Origin of the sequence: Streptomyces sp. ISL-99 (genome assembly GCF_018614005.1) — a bacterium.
GTDB lineage: Bacteria > Actinomycetota > Actinomycetes > Streptomycetales > Streptomycetaceae > Streptomyces > Streptomyces flavidovirens.
This window is the reverse complement of sequence record NZ_JAGGPC010000014.1, coordinates 81,016-102,985: the sequence shown is the minus strand read 5'-3', so window position 1 is coordinate 102,985 and position 21,970 is coordinate 81,016. Positions and strand designations below refer to the sequence as shown.

The 21,970-nt window shown below is 66.5% G+C and carries 17 protein-coding genes and 2 pseudogenes; 13 read left to right on the top strand and 6 right to left on the bottom strand.

The window, feature by feature from the left end; genetic code table 11:
* The first annotated feature begins 4 nt into the window (after positions 1-4).
* The 3 genes from J7E91_RS09135 (at position 5) to J7E91_RS09125 (ending at position 2,985) form a co-directional block, all read left to right on the top strand.
* Complete coding sequence (locus tag J7E91_RS09135) at positions 5-1,174, top strand: NAD(P)-binding domain-containing protein (protein ID WP_214900675.1); 1,170 nt, start codon at positions 5-7, stop codon at positions 1,172-1,174.
* A 438-nt stretch (positions 1,175-1,612) separates the two neighbouring features.
* Positions 1,613-2,080 carry a hypothetical protein gene (locus tag J7E91_RS09130; RefSeq protein ID WP_214900673.1) on the top strand — a complete coding sequence of 156 codons (468 nt, stop codon included), beginning with the start codon at positions 1,613-1,615 and terminating at the stop codon, positions 2,078-2,080.
* 107 nt (positions 2,081-2,187) lie between these two features.
* Positions 2,188-2,985 carry a Crp/Fnr family transcriptional regulator gene (locus J7E91_RS09125; protein ID WP_308376250.1) on the top strand — a complete coding sequence of 266 codons (798 nt, stop codon included), beginning with the start codon at positions 2,188-2,190 and terminating at the stop codon, positions 2,983-2,985.
* A 76-nt stretch (positions 2,986-3,061) separates the two neighbouring features.
* Here J7E91_RS09125 and J7E91_RS09120 read toward each other — a convergent pair whose 3' ends face one another.
* From J7E91_RS09120 to merA, 4 genes are all read right to left on the bottom strand, one after another.
* Positions 3,062-3,358, bottom strand: a complete 297-nt coding sequence (locus tag J7E91_RS09120) for a hypothetical protein (RefSeq protein WP_214900668.1) — start codon at positions 3,356-3,358, stop codon at positions 3,062-3,064.
* Between the two features lie 370 nt (positions 3,359-3,728).
* Positions 3,729-4,370 carry an organomercurial lyase MerB gene (merB, locus tag J7E91_RS09115; protein WP_214900666.1) on the bottom strand — a complete coding sequence of 214 codons (642 nt, stop codon included), beginning with the start codon at positions 4,368-4,370 and terminating at the stop codon, positions 3,729-3,731.
* 69 nt (positions 4,371-4,439) lie between these two features.
* Positions 4,440-4,883: a MerR family transcriptional regulator gene (locus tag J7E91_RS09110; protein WP_251015385.1), complete on the bottom strand. Its 444-nt coding sequence runs from the start codon at positions 4,881-4,883 to the stop codon at positions 4,440-4,442.
* 24 nt (positions 4,884-4,907) lie between these two features.
* A complete protein-coding gene (gene merA / locus J7E91_RS09105; protein ID WP_214900663.1) occupies positions 4,908-6,332 on the bottom strand; it encodes a mercury(II) reductase in 1,425 nt (474 codons plus the stop codon).
* Between the two features lie 122 nt (positions 6,333-6,454).
* Between merA and J7E91_RS09100 the strand changes: the two genes are divergently transcribed.
* The 3 genes from J7E91_RS09100 to J7E91_RS09090 all read left to right on the top strand — a co-directional run bounded on the left by J7E91_RS09100 (position 6,455) and on the right by J7E91_RS09090 (position 7,778).
* The gene (locus J7E91_RS09100) at positions 6,455-6,844 is read left to right on the top strand and encodes a metalloregulator ArsR/SmtB family transcription factor (protein WP_214900661.1); all 390 of its coding nucleotides are present in this window, start codon (positions 6,455-6,457) and stop codon (positions 6,842-6,844) included.
* Positions 6,844-7,143: a hypothetical protein gene (locus J7E91_RS09095; protein WP_214900659.1), complete on the top strand. Its 300-nt coding sequence runs from the start codon at positions 6,844-6,846 to the stop codon at positions 7,141-7,143. The genes J7E91_RS09100 and J7E91_RS09095 overlap by 1 nt, the downstream gene beginning before the upstream one ends.
* Before the next feature lie 320 nt (positions 7,144-7,463).
* Positions 7,464-7,778 carry a DUF427 domain-containing protein gene (locus J7E91_RS09090; RefSeq protein ID WP_214900657.1) on the top strand — a complete coding sequence of 105 codons (315 nt, stop codon included), beginning with the start codon at positions 7,464-7,466 and terminating at the stop codon, positions 7,776-7,778.
* A gap of 55 nt (positions 7,779-7,833) precedes the next feature.
* Here the strand turns inward: J7E91_RS09090 and J7E91_RS35805 are convergent.
* Positions 7,834-7,902: pseudogene (locus J7E91_RS35805) on the bottom strand (site-specific integrase); the annotation flags it as partial.
* Positions 7,903-8,179: 277 nt separating this feature from the next.
* Here J7E91_RS35805 and J7E91_RS09085 point away from each other — a divergent pair.
* Positions 8,180-8,446, top strand: a pseudogene (locus J7E91_RS09085) (MFS transporter); the annotation flags it as partial.
* Positions 8,447-9,920: 1,474 nt separating this feature from the next.
* A complete protein-coding gene (locus J7E91_RS09080; RefSeq protein ID WP_214900655.1) occupies positions 9,921-10,169 on the top strand; it encodes a hypothetical protein in 249 nt (82 codons plus the stop codon).
* Here J7E91_RS09080 and istB read toward each other — a convergent pair.
* Positions 10,166-10,858, bottom strand: a complete 693-nt coding sequence (istB, locus tag J7E91_RS09075; RefSeq protein ID WP_285439047.1) for an IS21-like element helper ATPase IstB — start codon at positions 10,856-10,858, stop codon at positions 10,166-10,168. The two genes, J7E91_RS09080 and istB, sit on opposite strands and share 4 nt — an antisense overlap.
* Before the next feature lie 762 nt (positions 10,859-11,620).
* Between istB and J7E91_RS09070 the strand changes: the two genes are divergently transcribed.
* The 5 genes from J7E91_RS09070 (at position 11,621) to J7E91_RS09050 (ending at position 21,848) form a co-directional block, all read left to right on the top strand.
* Positions 11,621-19,339 (top strand): RHS repeat-associated core domain-containing protein, encoded by a 7,719-nt coding sequence (locus J7E91_RS09070; protein WP_214900654.1) that lies wholly within the window; start codon positions 11,621-11,623, stop codon positions 19,337-19,339.
* Positions 19,340-19,374: 35 nt separating this feature from the next.
* Positions 19,375-19,938: a hypothetical protein gene (locus J7E91_RS09065; protein ID WP_214900653.1), complete on the top strand. Its 564-nt coding sequence runs from the start codon at positions 19,375-19,377 to the stop codon at positions 19,936-19,938.
* A gap of 172 nt (positions 19,939-20,110) precedes the next feature.
* Entirely contained in the window at positions 20,111-21,046 is a 936-nt protein-coding gene (locus J7E91_RS09060; protein WP_308376247.1) for a Dyp-type peroxidase, read from the top strand.
* A 45-nt stretch (positions 21,047-21,091) separates the two neighbouring features.
* Complete coding sequence (locus J7E91_RS09055; RefSeq protein ID WP_214900651.1) at positions 21,092-21,595, top strand: GNAT family N-acetyltransferase; 504 nt, start codon at positions 21,092-21,094, stop codon at positions 21,593-21,595.
* Between the two features lie 25 nt (positions 21,596-21,620).
* The gene (locus J7E91_RS09050) at positions 21,621-21,848 is read left to right on the top strand and encodes a hypothetical protein (protein ID WP_214900650.1); all 228 of its coding nucleotides are present in this window, start codon (positions 21,621-21,623) and stop codon (positions 21,846-21,848) included.
* Positions 21,849-21,970 lie beyond the last annotated feature (122 nt).

The window sequence follows — 21,970 nt, the reverse complement described above, 5'->3', positions numbered from 1 at the left end:
CATCATGCAGCGACACGTCGCGATCCTCGGCGCCGGACCGGTCGGCCTCGACGCCGCCCTCGCCTGCGCCGACGCCGGATGGCCGTTCACCGTCTACGAGGCTGCGGACACCGTCGCCGCCCACGTACGCGCCTGGGGCCATGTCCGCCTGTTCACCCCGTGGGACCTCAACGTCTCGCACCGGATGCGCACGCACCTGCCGCACGCCCCGACCGGCGACGATTGCCCCACCGGAGCCGAACTGGCGGCCCGCCTCCTCGACCCCGTCGCCGCACTGCCCGCCCTCGAAGGCCGCATCCGGCTGCGTACCAGGGTCGCTGCCATCGCCCGCACCGGCCTGCTCAAACACGAGCAGATCGGCACCGACGTCCGGGCCGCGGCGCCCTTCACCGTCCTCCTCGACGCGCCCGACGGTGAGGAAACCGCCGAAGCAGACCTCGTCCTCGACTGCACCGGTACCTACGCCGTTCCCAACACCCTGGGCGCCGGCGGCATCCCCGCCCCCGGCGAACGGGCCCTCGACCACCGCATCACCCGCACTCTCCCGCCTGTCCGTGATCCGGACCGCTGGGCGGGCACCATCCTGCTCCTCGGCGCCGGCAAATCCGCCCAGACCACCGCCCGCGACCTCGCTGCACTTCCCGGCACCCGCGTCGAGTGGATCGTGCGCAGCCCGGCTCCCGACTGGGGAGCCGTACGAGACGACACCCTGCCCGGCCGCCAGCAGCTCGTCGAAATCTCCCAGGCGTTCGCCGACGGCGTCAGCGACCGCGTCACCGTCCACACCGGCGCCCATGTCCAATCCCTGCACTCCGACGGCGACCGGGTGCGTGTCACCCTCGGCACCTCCCAGGGCCCCCGCGAGATCGTCTGCGACCACATCGTGGCGCTCACCGGGTACGTCGGCGACGCCTCCCTCTACCGTCAGCTACAGGTCCACGAGTGCTACGCCACGGCCGCCCCCATGAACCTCTCCGCCGCCCTGCTCGGCTCCCCGGGCGGCGACTGCCTCGCCCAGCCCACCGTCGGCATCGACGCCTTGCGCAACCCCGAACCGCACTTCTTCATCCTCGGCGCCAAGTCCTACGGCCGCCTCAACACCTTCCTGCTGCGCGCCGGATACGAACAGGTCGACGAAGTCTTCGACGCGTTGGCCCCTGCCGTGTCCGTGTGAGATGAGCTCCCGCCCAACCGGTACGACTCGATGGGGAGGCCCGCGGCCTGTAGCCGGTTCCGCTCAGTGGCCACATGCCCGGGTCAGCGGAGGCCTCTCGATGCCGCCCGGCCAGCCAGCCAGCCGACCCTGGCCTGCCTGCCTGCCTGCCTGCCTGCCTGCCTGCCCGCAGAGCGGTGCGAGCTGGTCCTCTCCACGGCCTACTTCGGCCGCGCGGCAGCGAACTGATGGAGCGTGCGTAAGGCGTCCACGGGCCGGCTCCTGGGCGGGCTCCGCTTCCGTCCGTCACGAGGATGTCTTCGCGCGTGGTCGCGCGGTGTACCGGCCCCGTCGAACTCCCCTGATCTACCGGCCCGTACGTAAGCGCGCTCACATACATGCTGCCTGCATCGCTCCTAGCGTCGGCAGCACAGTCATCGCAACGAAGGGCACACGATCATGACCACTGCACACGCCTCATCACAGCACCGTGCTGTCGCCGCCATCCCCGCGCATGCCATGTTCGGTGCGGCGGGTGGGCTGGTCGGCGGTGTTGCCTTCGGCAGCATGATGCAGGTCTGGGACATGATGCCGATGGTCGCGATGCTGGTGGACTCCAGCTCCATCGGCGTCGCCTGGGTGGTCCACCTGGCGATCTCCGCGTTCATCGGCATCACGTTCGCCCTGCTGGCCGGGCACCGCGCCGCACGCTTCCTCCCGGCCGCCGTACTCGGTCTGGCCTACGGCGCCCTCTGGTGGGTGCTGGGCGCGCTGTGGCTGATGCCCGCCAAGCTCGGCATGCCGGTCTTCGACGTCAACGAGATGGCCTGGAAGAGCTTCGCCGGACATCTCGTTTACGGCCTGCTGCTGGGCCTGGCGTATGCCTGTGTCCACCGGGTCATGCACCGCGACGACACCTCGTCATGACCAACACCGAACGGCCGTCCCCCTCCCCTTCGGAGGCGGCCCGCCCTGGGGGTGCTGCTGCGGGTGGTCCCGGCACCCCCTCGCGCGGACCCGTACCTTCCTGTCTAGTGGAAGGTGCCGATGCCCTGGCCGACCCGGTGTGGGGCGCCGCGCCCCCGCCCTGGGCGCCGGGACGACGCGAGGAGACCACCCGCGTGATCGAAAGCCGTGAAGACGCCGACCGGACCTGGTGCCTGTCCGAGGTCGACATCTTCTGTGACCTGAGTGAGCCTGAGATGGCGGCCATCGCGGATGCCGCACCGATGAGGACCTACACCGTGGGCGAGATGCTGTTCTCCCCGCCCCAGCCGTGCGAGGTGCTGTTCATCCTCAAACGCGGCCGCATCCGCGTCTTCCGGGTATCCGCCGAGGGCCGCGCCCTGACCACGGCCATCATCAACCCCGGAACGATCTTCGGCGAGATGGTCCTGCTCGGGCAGCGCATGTACGGCAACTACGCCGAGGCCCTCGATGACGCCACCGTCTGCGTGATGAGCCGCGACGACGTACACAGGCTTCTGCTCTCGGACCCGAGGATCGCCGCCCGGATCACCGCGATCCTCGGCCGCCGCCTCGCCGACCTCGAACAGCGGCTGTCCGACACGGTCTTCAAGTCCGTCGCCCAGCGCGTCGCCTCCACTCTGCTCACTCTCATACCCGCGGCCCCACCGGCCCGGCCGCTGCGCCCGCTGGCCGGACATCCCCAGGTCGCGCTCACCCACGAGCAGGTCGCCGCCCTGGCCGGCACGTCCCGCGAAACGGTCACCAAGGCGCTGCGCGAGCTGGCCGACCGGGGCGTACTGCGGCTGGGCCGGGGCCGTATCACCGTTCTGGAACCGGACCGGCTGCGCGACGAGGCCGGTTAGTGGCCGCCGTAGAAGTACAAGGGCGCTCACGCGCTCCGCGGGCAGTTCGCGGTTGGGCGGGATCAGGTGTCTGTCTCTACTTCACTCTCTTCACTCCAGTGATCAATTTGGTGACGTATTTTTCGCCGTCGGCATACGCGAGGTCGTGGGTGTAGTTCTCGGAGACGTACTGGCGCCGCCCGGTTTCCGTGTCGGTGACCACCACGCGGAACCCGAGGGCGCTGCAACCGCGCCTGAACGGAACCCCGATGCCCATCAAACCCTCTGCGACGTCGATGGTGAAACGTTCGCGGCTGAGTGAGCTATCCATCGGGGACACCGGACGGCGACCGAAGCCGATCTGGAACGGCCCGATACGCATTCTGTGCCGCATGACGCCTCCTCGCAGATACACGTGAATTTTACGCCTGGTCACTTTCGCTGGCGTTGGGAGAGCCTTACGGAGCAGGGCGTATGGGCGGCCGGCGACCTCGCATGCGGAGCCGGATGCAGGACCGAGCCCATGTGGCCACCGGTCACAAGCAGCGGGCAGGGCAGCCGGCCGGAGTCCCTCACCACTTTGCAGCCCAGCCCCGCCCCGGCATCACCGGGACGGTGCTGGGCTGTGCCGTCAGCCTGGACAGCACCTCTGGTGCGTTGCTGCTGGAGGCTGGGCCGCCCAGCGGGCACGTGCGGGATTTGATCTGGACTTCCCGCTGAGCGAGCCGACGTATGCCCAGGCCAAGGATCGGTCCGCTACTGCTTCAGCAACACCCGGACGGAGTGTCAGCGGTGACGATCTGCTCGACGACGGATTGTCCGACTTCGTAGGCGTCGGCGACGGGCAGGATCCTGGCGCCGGGGTGCTCTGCGAGCCAGTCCTTCGCGGCGTCCGGGCCGGCGAAGAAGTGGCTCTGATTGCAGAACGAGCTACGGATCGACGTCGGCGCGTCCGGGGTGACGAGCGAGACGACGGCAGTAGCCGGTTCGACGCTCGTGACCTCGTCCGGTGCCACGGTGAGGCGAACCGGCTCTCCGGTGCCGTGGCAAGGGGAGGTCACGTGAGCGGTCTTGCCGAGGAAGGCGGGGAGGGCGAGGGTGTCGAGCGCGCACCAGGTGTAGAAGGTGCGGTCGCCGGTCTCGTACCTGTGCGGTGTGGGGTTGAAGGTGATGCCGTAGCCGATGATGCGGCCGTCGCTGTCGTACTCGGTGTCTGACATGGTGGCGAGCGTCTGGCGGACCTCCTCGCCACCGCGGCCGGCCGCGGTGGCGAGCTGGTCCACGCTGACCGGCTCACCGGCCGCGAGAAGGGTCAACAGGGGACGCAGCAGCCAGAAGTGCGCGCCGGGGGCGGCGCTGAGCGAGTCGTTGAAGCGGGTGGCGAACTGCTGGATGTCGGTGTCCACGGGGATCTTCCCTCCGGGAGTGGGTTGGTCCGATACGCGTGACCGTAGGGTCTGCCCCCGGGGTGAGGGTCAAGCCCTCGTGGCGCATCCCCGTGGATTACCGGCCCAGCAGAACTCGGTGTCACCCTCGCACCCCAAGTCCGCGCGGTGCTCGGCTTCGAACTCCTCGATCCGACGCAGCGTGCGCTGCTGCTCCGCGATGCGCTGCTCCAGCCTCTCGCGCGAGCGGTGCAGCAGCTCCGTCATACGGGGCCCGGTCGGCGGGCCGGTGTCGTCGAGATATGCGGTGGTCAGTTCGCGGATCTCGGCCACGGTCAGTCCAACGTCCCGCAGCTCGCCGATGAACCGCACGCACCACAGGGCGTCGGCGTCGAACAGCCGGTAGTTCGCCGGGCTGCGGCCGAGGTTGTAGATCAGTCCGAGATCGGTGTACTCGCGCAGGGTCTTGACCGGCACCCCGGTCTGGCGGGACAGCTCTCCGACTGTCATCGGACGGGCCCGGTTCGTGTCCATGGGTTCGTTCCCCCTTTCGCTGGTTCACCCGGCGCAGCAGGACAGCTTGTCCACGTCTTGGGTGTAGGTCTGGGCGGCGAGTTTGAGGGCCTCGGCCATGGTCAGGTACGGGGCCCAGGTGCGTGCGAGCTGGTCGACAGTCATCCCCGCGCTGATTGCGTACGTGGCGGCGGTGATCAGATCTCCGGCGCCCTCGGCGACGGCGTGCACACCGAGGATGCGGCCGGTGCCGGCCTCGGCGACGATCTTGACCAGGCCGCGGGTGTCCCGGTTGACCAGCGCCCTGGGTACGTGCGCGAGCGGCAGCGTACGGCAGTCGCAGCGGATGCCGGCATCGGCTGCCTGGGCGTCGGTCATGCCGACCGAGGCGAGGGCGGGGCTGGTGAAGGTGATCCGTGGCAGCGCCGCGTAGTCCAGGGACCGCTGGGCACCGTCGAAGGCGTTGTCGGCGACGAGCGAGCCCTGAGCCGCGGCGACATAGACGAACTGGGCTTGACCGGTGACATCCCCGGCGGCCCAGATCCTCGGATGCGTGGTGCGCGACTGCTCGTCCACGACCACCTCGCCCAGCGCACCGGTCTTCACCCCGACCCGCTCCAGATTCAGTCCGGCGGTGGCGGGGCGACGGCCGGTGGCCATCAGCAGATGCTCGGCCCGCAGCTCCTCGGCTGTGGTGGAGAGGGCGTAGCCGTCAGTGCCGCGCCGGACGGCGGTCAGGGTTGTGGCGGTGTGGACCGCGATGCCCTCGTCGGCGAAGACCTCCTCGATCGCGGCGGAGACCTCCAGCTCCTCGAACGGGGCGAGCCGGTCCAGCGCCTCGACGACCGTGACCCGTGTGCCGAGCCGGGAGAAGAGCTGGGCCTGCTCCAGGCCGACCGCGTTGCCGCCGACGATGATCATTGATGCGGGTAGTTGATCGAGTTCCATGGCACTGGTGGAGGTCAGGTGCCCGGCCTGTTCCAGACCGGGCACGGGCGGTGCCCACGGTTCGGCGCCCGTAGCGATCAGATAGTGCGTGGCCACGATGTGCGCCTCACCGCCGTCCTCGAGCGCGATGTTCAGGACTGGGCGGTCGGCGTCCCCACCGAAGGCGGCGCTCCCGGGGGTGATCTGCCACCCGTACTCGTCCGCGAGACCGGCGTACTTGTGCATGCGCATTTCCTCGACCAGCGCGTCCTTTCCGCCGATCAGAGCGGGGAAGCCGACCGGAACGTCCCTGGCCGTCAGGCCGGGAAAACGCCCTGCGGCCTGGGCCGTGTGACGTGCCTCGGCGGCGGCGAGCAGCGCCTTGGACGGCACGCAGCCGACATTCACGCAGGTGCCGCCCGTGGTGCCGCGCTCGACCATCACCACGCGCTTACCCTTGCCGATCGCGGCGATGGCCGCGGCGAACGCGGCCGAACCGGAACCAATGATCGCCAGGTCGAAGCCGGGGTCTGTATCTGTCATGGTGCTGCCTCTCTCCCCGTGCCGGGCCGCACAAGCTCCCGCAGCTATTCGCTCTTCCGAATACGTCAATACTGGCATAGTATTCGTCTAGGCGAATAGTTCAAGTTGTGGAGACCCCTCGCATGCTTCAGCGCACCACCTCGACTCCGCAGGCCGCCGCCCCGGCAGGCGCCTGCACGCACACGGACACGGTGGCGACGTTCTTTCGCGCGCTGTCCGACCCCACCCGCCTCAAGCTGCTGGAGTTCATCATTGGCGGCGAGCGCACCACAGCCGAGTGCGTCGCCCACGCCGGGATCTCCCAGCCCAGGGTGTCAATCCACCTGTCCTGCCTGGCCGACTGCGGCTATGTGAGTGCCCGCCGTGAGGGCCGCAGACTGCTCTACTCCGTCGGTGACCCACGCGTCGCGGATCTCGTCGTGCTCGCCCGCGCCCTGGCCGCCGACAATGCCGCCGCCCTGAACTGCTGCCCCCGCATCGAACCTGCATCGGCCGAAGGAGGCGACAGCTGATGACCGGTAATAGCAAGCCGTCCCGGCCGACCGGCGTACTGGCCGCCGTCGGAGTGGGGTTGATGATGGTGGTCTGCTGTGCCGTACCGGTGCTGTTGGCCGGGGGCGCGCTCGGCGCTATTGGCGGCGTACTGGGCAGCCCGTGGCTGATCGCGACGGCCGCCGCTGTGGTAGCCGCTGGAATCGCCGTACTCGTCCACCGTCGTCGCACGAGTCGCAGGGACTGCTGCCCGCCCCCGCTCGGCCTTGCAGACAAGGAGTCGGGAGAACGTCCAGGTCAGTACGGGCGTAAGAGTTGAAGTAGTTCGAGATCAGGGTCCGCCGCTACGCCACCTCCACATCACTCCAGACCCATGCAGCCTGCGCGGCCTCGCATCGCGTTCTCCGTCGGCCTCGACACCGATCTTCCGTACGACGGTGACCAGCACGGCAAGCTTCGGCTCGAAGTCGACGTCCCCGCGCTGGATCGTGACGGTCTGTTCTTCACTGGCTCGGCCGCCTTGGCCGGCGCCGTGCTCCGTAGGAGGACGAGGTTTCTCTCCACGCTCCCTGCTACGGATGGAAGCCCAGGACCGGCTTACCGGGTTTCCTACACCCGAGTGGAGGAGATGAGAGAGCCATGATGCGCGCGATCTGGAACGGCGTCGTTATCGCTGAAACCTCACGGACGAAGCGGGTGGAGGGCAACGACTACTTTCCGCCCGAGTCGCTCAAGCGTGAGTGTTTCACCGAGAGTTCGACCAAGTCGCTGTGCCTGTGGAAGGGGATCGCTCGTTACTACACCCTCACCGTGAACGGTCAGGTGAACCCCGACGCCGCCTGGTACTACCCACATCCGAGCCCGCTCGCCCGGCGCATCAAGAACCACGTCGCCTTCTGGAACGGCGTCACCATCGAAGGCATCCGTGAGAAGAAGCCATCGCAGCATCTCTGAGCGCCATGCTGGACGCCGTGATGGCCCATGGAGCGGGCGATACGGGCTCTGTAGCGTGGAGGTCCCAGCCCGTGCCAAGTCCGCCGATGGCGGTGTGCTCGTCCAACAGGGCGCGGGCCTGTCCGCATCGCCAGCACCCCGGCCAGCACCGCGAGCACGATGAGCACGAAGCTGCGCCCGGCCGGGCGGCGGCTCGAAGGCTTTACCGTGCTGCTCATGCGGTCATCGTACGATCCGGGCCCCGAACGCCGCCTTGCCTACCTGTCAGGGATCCGGCAACCGCGTGACCCGGCTGTCGCAGATTTCAGGACGGGTCTTTCCCGGGGCAGGATCAAGAGAGAGCGGCGGAAGTGGTCCGGATCGCCGATTCGCCGAGCAGCACTCGTTACGGGCGCATTTCCAGCCTTTCAGCTGCTGTGGTCCGCGGCAACCTCACACTCCTGCAAGCCAGCCATCACCGACCGATGGGGCAGCACCACTACGGCCGCCTCTCCGGACTCCTCGCGGCGCCCACGACCGCAGCCTCCGCCCTTGCCCCATTTGCCGACGCCGCCGTGGCGGTACCGATGGGCGGTTACTCCAATGTGTTCGGACTCCTGGCACTCATCGCCGGTCTCGCCGCAGTCGTCGCCCTCGGAACAGGGTCACGCCGCACCGATCAGAGGTAGTTGTGGCATCGCAAGCGGGCGCAAGGTAACGGCGTCGGTAAGTCACTCCGCTGGGCGACGTTCGTATCCCCGCCTTCAACCAGGAACAACCGGCGGGTCTATCTCCTGTAGCTGTCCCCTGGAGACGCTCAGGGGACAGCGAGGGGACACAAGGACCGACTCAGACCGCGAAGGATCTACAAAGGCCAATCACAGAGATGCCCTCTGACCTGGGGAAACGGCGAAGATCGGGCAACAGTGACAAGGGCCGACACGATCACCAAAGGACTCATAATCCGTCGGCCGTGGGTTCGAGTCCCACCCGCCCCACCGAACATGGCTCTGACCTGCAGAAACGATTCCTCGGGGTGTCGGGTCGGAGCACTTGAGGTCAACGGAGTAAATCCGCTGCTCAGGACTTCGCCGCCCGGCGTCTTCTCGACGAGTGAGTGCTCTCTGACCTGCGATGAAGGTATCGGCTGCGCCTGCTCCATCGCATGCTGGGGTACCCGGCGCGCCGATGTGTGGACGCTGTGTGGACACGGGAAATCGCCAGTCATCATCGCAGGGCGGGACGCGTGCAGCGTTAGGGCGCGCGACCGATGTGCTGATGAGTGAGTGCGACGCCTGCCCGGTTGCAGGCTCCGTATCCGCGTGCACTTCGCGGCCCGCTGCTCGGGAAACGGCCCGATCTGAAAACTGCACGTCTCGTCCGTGGCGGCTTGTGGCCCTACCGCCCCGACATCACAGGACACCCACGCGCCAGCGGGGAGGGCGCCTGGGCCTCGGCGGTGAGCAGGGGCCGGCCGGAACACCCCCGTGCACTAGCAGGGAGAAGGATTCCAGCCCTTTGGGGAACCCTTGCCCGCGTTGGGGACACCCTCGCACACCGGCGGGGAGGGCTCGGGGAGCGCGATCACCCCCAGGGACGGGGACGTAAACCCACGAGCTCCGGCGGGGACCGTGCGCGGGCCGCGACGCGCGGCTGCCAGAACACCCCGGCACCCGCAGGGAAGCTGATCCCAGAGCCCCTCGGCTTCTCCAGCGGCGCTAGCCGAAGGTAGAGCGGTGACCAGTTCCCGGTTCGCGCCGAGCGGCCCGAGGAGTCGCGGGAACAGCCCGGGCAGCCATGCACGGTCGTACGCGACGACAGCCTGGATGCCTTCATTGCGGGGGTAATCGGCGGCGGCGTTGCTGATCGGGTAGCTCCGGTATCGGGGGCCGACAGCCCCTTGGAAGACGTCAAAGGCAGCGAGCACCCGCGCGTTCGACTCCTGCGCCGGGCCTCCATCTCGCGCTCCACATGCTCGCGCCAGGTTTCCGTACGGCGCCAGCAGACGCGCTTCCATCAGGTCTTCCTTGCGTGTGGACAATCGCGTATTTCCCCAGGGGTAAGTTCGTTATTCCCCATGCCCTGGCCGTTTGGGCAGCCGAGGACCGGCATCGGGTGAGTAGGTTGGGATCACGAAGCTGTCTGGTTCTGGGGGGAGACGTGGTGGGCGAGTCAGCCAACGACGACATATGGATCTTGTGGATCGGTGCTGGACTCTTCATCGTCGCTGGCTTCGTGCTCGCTCTGAACGTGCGGGGGGCGGCTGAAAGGTTCTTCGACCTCGTTGCGCGACAGATGCCGTTCACGGGATCCGCGACGCCGAAGACGCTCAGGATCGTCGGCGGAGGCTGGATCGTAGTCGGATTTCTCATGCTGCTGCCCGACCTCATCAGCCTCGGCCGGGCTGGCTAGGTGACCTGCGGCTTGTCAGGCCGCTCGATCGGATTCCGGGGGCGTTTGTTAGGCCGGTAGCTGGGGCCGTTCATGATGACCTGATGGCTGGTGTTGATCAGCCGGTCCAGGAGAGATTCGGCGACGACAGGGTTGGGGAAGAGGGGATACCAGTCGCTCGGCGCCCGGTTGCTGGTGATGATCAGCGAACGTCCCTGCCGCTCGGACACGAGTTCGTAGAGGTCGTCAGCCTGGGCCGCGGTTAGCTGACGCATCGCGAAGTCGTCGAGGATGAGCACGTCAGGACGGATCAACTCGCGGATCCGTTTCTCCCAGGCGCGATCCGCGTGTCCACCGGCGAGATCTGCGAGGACGCGGCTGGTCTTGGCGAAGCGGACGTGGGCGCCCTGGCGGACAGCGAGGTGACCGAGGGCCTGCGCGATGTGGGTCTTGCCGACGCCGACCGGCCCAAAGAGGATGACCGACTCGCCAGCATGGAGCCAGCGCAAGGCTCCGAGGTCCCTGATCTGGGCTGCAGGCAGTTTCGAGGAGGCGGTCAAGTCGAACTCCTCCAAGGTGACCTGCTGCTCGAACTTCGCTCGCTGCAGGCGGCGTTGGAAGGCGACGGTGTCGCGACGGGTGATTTCGTCCTGGCAGAGGACCTGAAGGAAGTCGAGGTGGCCGAGTTCGCCGCCGTGGGCCTGGGCCAGGCGGGCGTCGAGGGTTTTCCAGCATGCCGGACAGTCGCAGGGCCTTGAGCGACTCCCGCAGGGCGGCGTCCATCACGGTCATCGGGCTTCCACCTCTGCTTCGTCGTGCACCTGGTCGTCGTGTTGATCAGCTTCGACCAGTCCGCCTCACTCATCGGCGGGCCGCCTGGGCTGATCCCGGACGCTTCCGCTGGAGCCAGGTACTTCCTGACCGTCTTGCGGTCCACCCCCAGCGACGCGGCCAGCTCGCTCTTCGAGCGTCCCGAGTACCAGTGGACATAGATGGCCGGGCGGCACGCCCAGCTGACCGCCGTACTGGGCGAGTCGCTGCGCCTCGGTGATGTCGACCACGACGAACGTTCTCCTCGCCATCCGGGCTGCCCATCGGCCATCCGAACCATGGGACGAGGAACATGAGCAGCTCCGCGACGACCAGGTCCCTCGATCCCGACCTCCGCGCTACCCATGGCCAATTAGGAGAATTCGGGATGGGGAATTGCATGACGCTCAAACCGCCCAAGCTGGGGGAAAACTTGATCGTCGACAGTCCGGAAGTGCACATACTCGTCGACTTGGCGAGCCGGCTCTCGGCGATCAGCCGGTCGATGCCGACCGCCCGCACCTGGGGCCCCCGGGCCGTATCTGGTCACAGTTGTGGTTGTTCCGCCCTATGGCCCGTGTGGCGGAACGTGTGTACGTTGTGACCGCTCGTGTGGAAAGTGTGAGCAACTCGGCCTGATAGTGCAGCTCTTGGGGGGCGCGGTGCACAGCAATGGCGGTCAGTTCCGGTTACGTCCTTTTTCTGGCCGCGGGCGGGCGCTGACAGTTGGTGCACTGGTGATGGCGCTGGCCTCGGGGGCGGTCTCCACCTCTGCAACTGAACGGGTTTCCGTTCAGCGCGGGCCGGTTTTGGCCCCAGCCGATGTGACGTTTGATAAGGAATCTCCGCTGGCGGCTGACCTCGGTGTGGACCGCGTCGCCGCAGGTGAGCAGACAACCGACAACGCCCTGTACGCATACGACGCGGCCGGGCGCTTGGCTGGCGTTACTGACCCCGACGGCGAGACAGCTCGGTACCGCTATGACGCCGCCGGAAACCGCCTGGGTGTTGACCGGTACGCCTCCACCCGGCTCTCCATCCTTTCGCTCGTCCCGATACGGGCTGCAGCTGGTGCGACAGTCACGCTGTCCGGTACTGGATTCGCCACCGCGGCGGAGTCCAACGCTGTCTCCTTCGGCAGCGAGAGAGCGGAGATCCTATCGGCGTCGGCGACTCGCCTGACTGTCAAGGTCCCGGCTAGCGCGGGCAACGGAAAAGTATCAGTGACTACCGGCGGAGCAACGGCTGAATCCCCGGAGTCGTTCACCCTCGCTTCTCCCCGCCCCGCCCTTACCGGGATGGCTCCCACTACAGGCGCACTCGACGCTGAAGTGACACTGTCAGGTTCCGGTTTCGCGCCGGCTCTCTCCGACAATGTCGTCCGGTTTGGGGGTGGAGTCGTCGCCCACGTGACTGGGCGTACGGATACGACTCTCACGGTACGGGTGCCGCCGGGATCGGACAGCGGGCCGGTAGAGATTGAGACCCCTGACGGCAGAGCTGTTTCGACCACAAGCTTCTCTGTGGTCGGGAACGGTGAAGGGAAGGTTGAGTCGTCGGAGAGCACAGATGTGACGGACGGGACTCCTCCGACCGTGGCGGTGTTGACCCCGGGCAACTTCGCCGAAGTGTCGTTCGAGGCGGAAGCCGGTGACCATCTGAACTTCGGTTTCTCTGCCTCGACGTTCAACAAGGGAGTGAAGCTGAAGCTGATCGGGCCGCAAGGTACCCAGGTGGGCAACAGCGGTTCCTTCAACGGCGCGGTGTCCGACTGGGAGATGCGCAATCTGCCCCTCGCGGGACGGTACGTTCTGCGGCTCGAGCCAGGTAGTGACAACATCGGTGCGGCGACAGTGACCGTGTCCTATCCGGTGACTGGCACGCTCGATCTGTCCGGGCCCGCAGTGGAGGCACGGATTGATCGCATTGGGCAGAACGCTGAGTGGACCTTCGATGCACAGCTGGGCGAGTCGCTGAGCCTGGGGCTCGACTCGGCGGGCCTCTCGAAGTCGCTCACGGCTAGTTTGTACGCTCCCGACGGCAGCAAAGTGGGCGGCAGGAATGTGTCTGCCTCGTCCAGCGGCTCGATCGACGTCGACGCACTGCCGCAGTCCGGCAAGTACCGGCTCAGCGCCGATCCGTACCCAGACGCGGTCGGCATTGTGAAGGCCACGGCATCGCACTACGCGGATGCAGGGACACTGGAGCCGAACGGGCCGGAAGCCACCATGCGCGTTACCAGGGCGGGGCAGAACGGCCTGGCCCGCTTCACGGCCGCAGCTGGAGATGTCGTCTCACTGGGCGTCACCACGGCAGACTTCCCCTCGGGCACGACCTTGGAGGTTCTCGGCCCGGACGGCAAGCGCGTAGGAAGCAGCTTCGTTGTCTCCGCGACCGAGCGCGCCGAATGGGACAGTGCGGTGCTGCCCACGTCGGGGACGTACACGATCGCAGCCTCGCCCGCCTTAACGGGTACTGGAGCACTGACGCTGATCTTGTCTCGACCGGTCGTGGTGGGACAGCTGTCCACGACGTCCGCCCCTGGCAGGGCGGACGTGATTCGGTTCGGCCAAGACGTGGAGTCGGGATTTCACGCCAAGGCCGGTGACGATCTGTCCCTCGCGATCACAGGTAACGCATTCACCTCGAGCGTGGATGTAAGTGTCCTTGCGCCCTCCGGTGCACTGGTCGTCAGCGGCAAGCGGGTCGCGGCTGGCGCCGAAGCGGCGGTGAGCCTGTCCGACCTACCCGAGTCCGGTCTGTACCGAGTCTTCGTGGACCCCTACCAAGGCGCTACGGGTTCTCTTCACCTGGTGCTCTCGGCGGATGTACCAGTGGCGTTGTCGGTGACGGGTGCGGCCGCCGCCGTGGAGCTGGCTCGAAAGGGGCAGCAAGCCCGCGGTTCGTTCTCTGCGGCTGTTGGTGATGACCTGTCGTTGGCGGTGACGGGGAACAGTTTCTCCGTGGCACTTGATGTGACGGTGTTCGCACCGTCGGGTGCGAAAGTCGTCAATGGCAGGAGCGTGGCACGAGGGAAATCCATATCAATCGGCATGCCAGACCTGCCAGAGGCCGGCACATATGTCGTACAAGTGGCCAACGGCAACGCCGGAACCGGTGCGCTGACGCTCACACTTTCAGCCGACGTACGCGTCAGCATCAGCCCTGACGGAGCATCGATTCCGGTGACGCTCACGCGGGCGGGCCAACGTGTGCGTGCGGAGTTCACTGCCGGCGACACCGGCTCCCTCGGCGTCGCCGTCACCGCTAACACCGTCTCCAGGATTACGGATGTCCGATTGATCGGCCCTAGTGGCGGCGAGGGAAGCTCCGTGGGGAGCGTCTCCGCCACATCGCCAGGCGCCGAATATCTCACGGGTCTGACGTCCGGAACGAAGTACGCCGTACTGTTCGCGCCCGATAGTGCGGTAACGGGCGGTCTGACCTTGTGGTTGTCGAAACCGGTCGCTGCAGCGTTGTCGCCAGCCGTCCCGAGCGTGACTGGCGAGCTCACGCGGCCCGGCCAGCAGCTGGAGTTCACTCTGTCACGGGCCACTGGCGACGGTGCCTCGGTCGTCTTCAGCGGGACCACCCTCACTGAATCTTCTCAAGTGATGCATCTGGCTCCCGGTGCCGGCGAGCCCACGCGCCTGGCTTCGATGTCCACGTCACCAACGGACGCGGATCTGCTCGCCCCACTGTCGGGCGGTACGCACAGGGTCCTCGTATGGCCGCGGAAACCCGCGACAGGGAAGACCACGGCGACCCTGGTGCCCGACGTAGACGGCGGAACGCTGACGCCAGGGGGGGCCAAGCGGCCGGTGGATTTGACTCAGGCTGGCCAGAACGCCCACTACACCTTCTCTGGCGCTAAAGGGCAAAAGCTCACACTCACTCTCGACGATCCGCCCCACAACTGGTCGCTTTATGTGCACGGCCCGGACGGCAAGTGGCTGGTAAACGGCCGCAGCATGGGCGATTCGATGCTCACTACGGATCTGCCCGCACTGACAGCCGACGGCACACACACGCTGACTCTCGAACCGGGGACGATGCTGACCGGCAGCTACAACCTTGGATTGAAGATCACAGGCACAGCGGCGGCCTCGGCCGCGAAGGCGCCGACACCTGGAACTGGCAGTTTGCCGCCCGCGGCTACCACTCGACTCAAGGCCGTGCCGAGCGGTCCCGATTCTTGGCAGCCTGGTGCGCCTCAGCTCCGTGGGCGCGGTCCCTGGACCACCGCAGGTGGCAAAGTACCCAAGGCGCCGCCGGCCCTTCGTGGGCCCGCCCGGACCACGGCGGTGACCGGTCGAGTGCTCAAGCTTGACGGACAACCCCTGGCGAAGGTCACCGTGTCTGTCGGCAAGAAGTCCGCCCGCACAGATACGCAGGGCCGTTTCATCGTTAGCGGGATCGGCGCACAGAGTGCGACGGTCATCGTCGACGGCTCCACCGCAAACACCAGCAAACGCCAGTACGGGCGATTCGACATTCACTTCCGGGCCAAGGCCGGCCGTACTGTCGATCTCGGGTTCCCCGTCTGGATGACCCCGCTCGACACTAAGCACACCATGAAATTCGGGGCACCAACCAAAGCCGATGTCGTGCTGAAAACCCCCAAAATCCCCGGGCTTGAGGTCCGTATCCCCAAGGGTTCGGTGGTGCGGGACGACAAGGGGAGGCCGGTCACTGAACTCGGCATAACAGCGATTCCGCTGGACCGCCCGCCCTTCCCCCTGCCCAAGAAGAGCGTGGTGCCGGTCTACTTCACTGTTCAGCCCGGCGGGACATATGTCTTCCCCAAGGGCGCCCAGATCATCTACCCCAACTACACGCGCGAAGCCCCCGGCACCCGAGTCGAGTTCATGAACTACGACCCGAAGAAGAAAGGCTGGTACGTCTACGGCCACGGGGCGGTAACCGCCGACGGCCGACAGGTCGTCCCGGACGCTGACACCCGGGTGTGGGCATTCCACGGCGCGATGTTCAACGCGAACGATCTGGTGCCGTGGCTGACTTCCTGGCTGCAGGATTCCTTGGACTGGCTCTCCGGCGATCCCGTCCAGTTGGGCACCGGCATGCTCACCGACTCACGTACGGACCTAGCTGTCGCGGACGAACGCGGCCCTGCTGAGGTCACCCGTACCTACTGGCAGGGCGATGCACGCAAACGGGCCTTCGGCATCGGGCGTGACCTGTCGTACAACGCATTCCTGCACTCCGAACGGGAGTTTCAGGAAGTCGATCTGTACTTGCCTGGTGGCAGCAAGGTCCATTTCACCCGGACCTCCGCGGGTACCGGGTACACCAATGCGGTCTTCGAACCGCTCGACACGCCTTCCACCTTCCGTGGTTCGAAGATCCTCTACGTCAACGGGCAGTGGGAGCTGCGGCTGCGGGACGGCCATGTCTGGGTCTTCCCGCAATACTCGCCGCTGAAGGAGATCCGGGACCGGCACGGCAACACCGTCACGCTGCAACGGCTCGCCGGCACCAGAGGCGAGGTCACGAGGATCGTCACGTCAGGAGGCCGGTGGATCTCCCTGGCCTACGACGCCGAGCGCCGTGTGCGTGAGGCGCGCGACAACACCGGCCGCACCACCGCGTACACCTACGACACCGCGGGCCGCCTGGAGACGGTGACCGACCCGGCAGGCAAGGTCAGCCGCTATACATACGACGGAACCACCAACCGCATCCGAACGGCAACCGATGCCCGCGGCATCACCTACATGACCAACGCATTCGACGCGGACGGCCGAGTCGAGAAGCAGACCCTCACCGAGGGCGCAACGTACACCTTCGAATACACCAAGACCGGCACGGGCCGCATCACTGCCACAACTGTGACCGAGCCCGGCGGCGCAGTCCGGCGGGTCGAGTTCGACACCGAAGGCTTCGGCATAAAGGACACTCAAGCTCACGGGTCGACGCTCGCCAGAACAACCCTGTACGAGCGAGGCCCTAACCTCCGAATCGACGCGGTCACCGACCCGTACGGCCGCCGCACCGAGATCACGTACGACGGAGAAGGCCGTGTCACGCGGACCACCGAGCTGGCAGGCACTCCGCAGGCTCGGACCTCCGGCACAGTCACCTTCGACGGTCCCTACGGTCAGCCGACCCGCCTCACGGACCCCCTCGGCAATGCCACGACTCTTCGTTACGGCGCTGACGGCGACCTCGAGATGGTGACGGACCCCGAAGGCAGGGCCACTGGTTTCGAACTCACCGCCGAGGGGCTGTTGCGAAGCGTCACCGATGCGTCCGGGGCAAAGACCGAGTACACCTACCGGAACGGTGCGCTGGCGACCGTTCGCGATCCCGAGGGCCGCGTGTCCGGACAGTTCACGGATGCCGCCGGCCGTCCCACCGGTCTCGTCGACGAGGCCGGTGCCATCACCACGCTCCACTACGACACGCTCAACCAGGTGCGGAAGGTGATCGATCCTCTCGGCCACGAACTGGCGCTCGACTATGACGACAACGGCAACCTCACTACGCTCACCGATGCGCGTGGTCACAGCACCACATGGCAGTACGACGACTCTGACCAGCCGACCTCGGTGAAGGACCCACTGGGTGCTGAGGCCCTGTTCGAATATGACCCGGCAGGCAGGCTCACCAAGGGCACCAGTCGCTCTGGGGAGGTCTCAACCGCCGGATACGACCTGCTCGGCAGAGTCGAGTCCGCGAAGTTTGGCATCGACGCCGCCGGCCAGGCCCAGTCGACCGTGACCTACGAGTACGGCAACACCGACCTGCTCACGTCAATCGCGGACAGCGCGCACGGCACGCAGACCTTCAGTTACGACCCCTACGACCGGATGCGAACGGCCACCGGTTCCACGGGAACCGTCACGTACGACTATGACGGAGCCGACCGCCGCAAGGAGATGACCGCGTCAGGCATCACCACCGTCTACGGCTACGACAAATCCAGTGCCCTCACCTCTGTAACGACCGGCGACCAGAACGTTGTGATCGGCCTGGACCAAGTGGGCCGGGAGAAGACAACGGCATTGCCTGGGGGCATCGCCCGCGCCACCAGCAGAGACAAGACCGGAGCGATCACCAAGATCAGCTACGCGCGCGGCACAGCCACTGTCGGCGATCTCACGTACGGCCGGGACGTACGAGGCCAACAAACCTCGATGAGTGGAAGTCTCGCCAGCGTTGCCCTCCCAGCAGCGCAAACCGACACAGTTTTCGGCAAAGACAACCGAGTCACCAGTTTCGACGGTCGGTCCTTCAGCTATGACAAGGATGGCCAACTGACCAACGACGGACTGCGCAGTTACACCTGGGACGCACGTGGACAGCTCACCGGGCTGACCAGCTCCGCCGAGGCCGGCCAAAATGCCTCATTCCGCTACGATCCGCTTGGAACCCGCAACTCCAAAACCCTCGGCGACACCACCGATAAGTACCTCACAGACGGCTCCAACCCGCTGGTAGAACAGAACGGTTCCGGATCACCAGCGGCGACCGTAGCCACCTCGGGCGTGGACCAGTACCTGACCCGCACCGAGAATGGCGTCACTCAGATCTATCTCACCGATGCCCTCGGCAGCGTCGTCGGACTGGCGGACGCAGACGGTTCCATCACCACCCGCTACAGCTACGACCCGTACGGAACACCTACCGCCAACGGCGCCGCCTCGTCGAACCCCTACACCTTCACCGGCCGCGAGGCTGACGGCTCCGGACTGCTCCACTATCGCAACCGGTACTACGATCCTGAAACCGGCCGCTTCATCTCCCAGGACCCGATCGGTTTTACAGGCGGCGCCAACCTGTACGAGTACGCCGTGAGTTCACCGACCACCTACACCGACCCGTCCGGCCATCTGCCGATCATCCCCGTGGCGGTCGTCGCGGCGACCACCCTCGGCTACATGGCGCATCAGCGCCTCACGGGCCGGAAGATCACTTGGCGGGGCACCATGGAAGCGGCGACCTTCGGGGTGTGCGTCGTAGCCTTGCTCACCACCTGTGCGGGAGTTTCACTGGCGGTGGTGGGTCTCAAATTCGCGGAGGACGAGGACAAGCTGTCGTGGGAGGAGGCGAAGTCGAACGGCATCGCGAACCTCCAGTCGACCGGTATCGCGCTCGGGTTCGGGTCCATCGGGCTGTCCTCGATCAAGCACTTCGGGACGAGGTTCGGGCTGAAACCGAACAAGGCACAGGGACGCCATGCGAGCGCCGGCCATGGCAAGCATGCGCGCCCCAAGGGCAAACACGCGGTTCGGACCGACCGGGTGGCGCAGGGCGCCGGTTACACGATCGGTTCGGTCTTCGGTATCCAAGGCTGCGGAATCTCCACGGCTCTTCCCCTCTGGTGCGAGAGCGACCCCTTCGGTAAGGAGGAGCAGTGACTTGTCGGTGACGTACGGGCCGAGGAGGTACCAAGGTGCGGGGAACTCCCGTCTCCCAGCGCAAGTTTCGGAGCGACGAATTTTGGATCGGATGTCTGGTCATCGCGGGGATCAACGCGGCCACGCTCTGGTTCACAGCGCGGCAGGGCGAAGCCGAAACAGCTCCGCTGGTAGAGCAGTCGGTGGTGAACGGGGGAATAGCCACCCTGATCACCTGTTTGTTTGTCGTGCTCACCGGCACCCAGGCGCGTCTAGGACCCAAAGAATTGTTTCTCACAAACAGGCTCACGGTGGCTGTCGTGCCCTTTGTGCTGATTCAGAGGCTGACGACGCACGACGGTCTGCGAGTCGAGCTAAAAGACGGAAGTACGGTAGTCGGCCACGTAGTGCCACGCTCCAACGGCGGCCGGTGGTCCGGGTATCAAACGGCCAAGCGAATCCGGAGGGCGGTACAGCCTTACCTGACACCTGCGGATTCTGCGCCACACGGCATCCAAGTCATCTACCAGCGCCGGATCCCCATTCGCTGGCTACTGATAACCGTTGGTCTACACGCCACCTGGTACCTGCTGCTGCGGTACGTCCTTGGTGCGGAGTGAGCAGTTGATGCGACGCAGGTCACTGCTCCTCACTGCAACAGCAGCAGGTCTCACAGCTTGTGGTGGCGGGTATGCGCTCAGCCGTCGTCCCGAGGACGCCACGCCCAGGGATCACCAAGAGGACGGCGTTCCAGAGCAGCTGCGCGGCGCGCTACCTCCCGCACATGCAGCCGTGATAGCACTTGATCAGGCTTCTGTTGCTGACGCTTCGCCAGGCGGCATCCAGCACGCGCTGCGGGAGTTGCTGCACGCGCTGGACGCGGCACGCTTGAGCGGAGCGAAAGCAGGTCCGGCGCTGGGCGCCGCTCTGTTCGCCAGACATGGCCGGAACGAACGGCGGCCGCGCGGACTGACTGAGATGCCCGCCTTTCCAGGCGATTTGCTGGACCCTGCCCGGTCACACGGCGACGTCCTCGTGCAGATTGCGGCTGACCGGCGGACTGTTGTCGGCTCGGCCGTCGACCAGCTGCTGAAGGCCACCCCGGCCTGGAACCTCCGCTGGCGGGCTGACGGCTTTCGTCCGGACAACCATGACGCAAATGGCCAAGGCCTGACACGCAACCCGTTTCACTTCACCGAAGGCTTCGGCAACCCGAATAGTGGGCGTGCGACCTACGACCGGGCGCTGGTGCAGGTGAGCGACGACGAGCCTGACTGGGCGATCGGCGGCAGCTACCAAGTCGTACGCGTCATTCGCCTCGCCACCGAACTCTGGGACAAGGACCCGGTACACGAACAGGAACGGATCATCGGCAGGCGCAGAGGCGGTCGATGGCTGGACGGTACACCTCCGTCCGAGGAACCCAACTTCCGCTCCGATCCACGGGGCCTGATTACCCCGCTCGACTCCCATGTCCGCTTGGCGGCTCCGGATCGCCGAAACCCACCGCAGATGGTGCGCCGCAGCTACAGCTACGACGGTGGGGACGGAGATGCTGGCCTGCTCTTTTCGTGCTTCCAGCGGAACGTCGTGCAAGGCTTCGAGGCCGTGCAAAAACGGTTAGCAGACGAGTCCATGGCCAAATACCTGCTAACGGTCGGGGGCGGATATTTCTTTGTGCCGCCCCCGACAAGCCCGTGGATGGGCGCGGCGTTCGATGACGCCTAGTACTCAGCTGTAGTTCGTGGTGACCCGTGGGGCAGAGTAGGGCCCATGTCTACGTACGAGACGATGTCGTTCCACCTTGAGACCGAGCGGCTGATACTGCGGCCGTGGGCCGAGCCGGACGCCGCTGAGTTCTGCTCCCTCCTTTCTGAACGCGGCAACGGGACGCCCACGGTTGAGCACACCCGGACGGCCATCGTGAAGCTGCTCACCGCAACGGAGACCACGGGGATCGCCCTGCTGCCCATCCAGCGCCGTGACGAAGGCGACTTCATCGGCTATTGCGGGTTGATCATCGGCCGCTCCACCGTAGAGGAGCCTGAAATCGCGTATGAGTTGTTCCAGCGCGCGCATGGGCGCGGCTACGCCGCCGAGGCGGCCAGCGCGGTGCTCGATGCCGCTATTGCGACCGGGCGGAAACGGCTCTGGTCGACCGTCGGCGCGTGGAACATACCGTCGTTCCGTGTCCTTAAGAAGCTCGGGTTCGAGCGGGATCACGTCTCCACGGACGACAGCGGTGAAGTGGTATGGCTCACACGCTCGTTGCCGTGACGCGGGGCCGCGCGATGAGCTGGCCGTGGCCGAGCGGGTGTGGCAGCGGATGAGCGAGCAGCTCGCCGACGAGCGCACGGAGGCCGGGTCGCCGGTGGTCCAGGTGGCAGGTCGGGCGGTGCGGCTGGTCCCGGACCGTGGGCCGGGGGTGGCTGAGTCCGCATTGCCGGCGGAGTACCAGCGCATCCTGACCGCGGTGCGGCAGGCCGCCGGCCCGGGGGAGTTCCGAAGTCGGACGTACTCGGCGGCATGACGATCCGGTCCTCCCCGCTGGCGCGGGGGTGTTCCAACCAAGGATCCGGTGCGGCTGTGGACGCACGCGTCCTCCCAATTGGCGTGGGGGGTTCCGGAATGGGAACCCGACGCTGGCCTCCC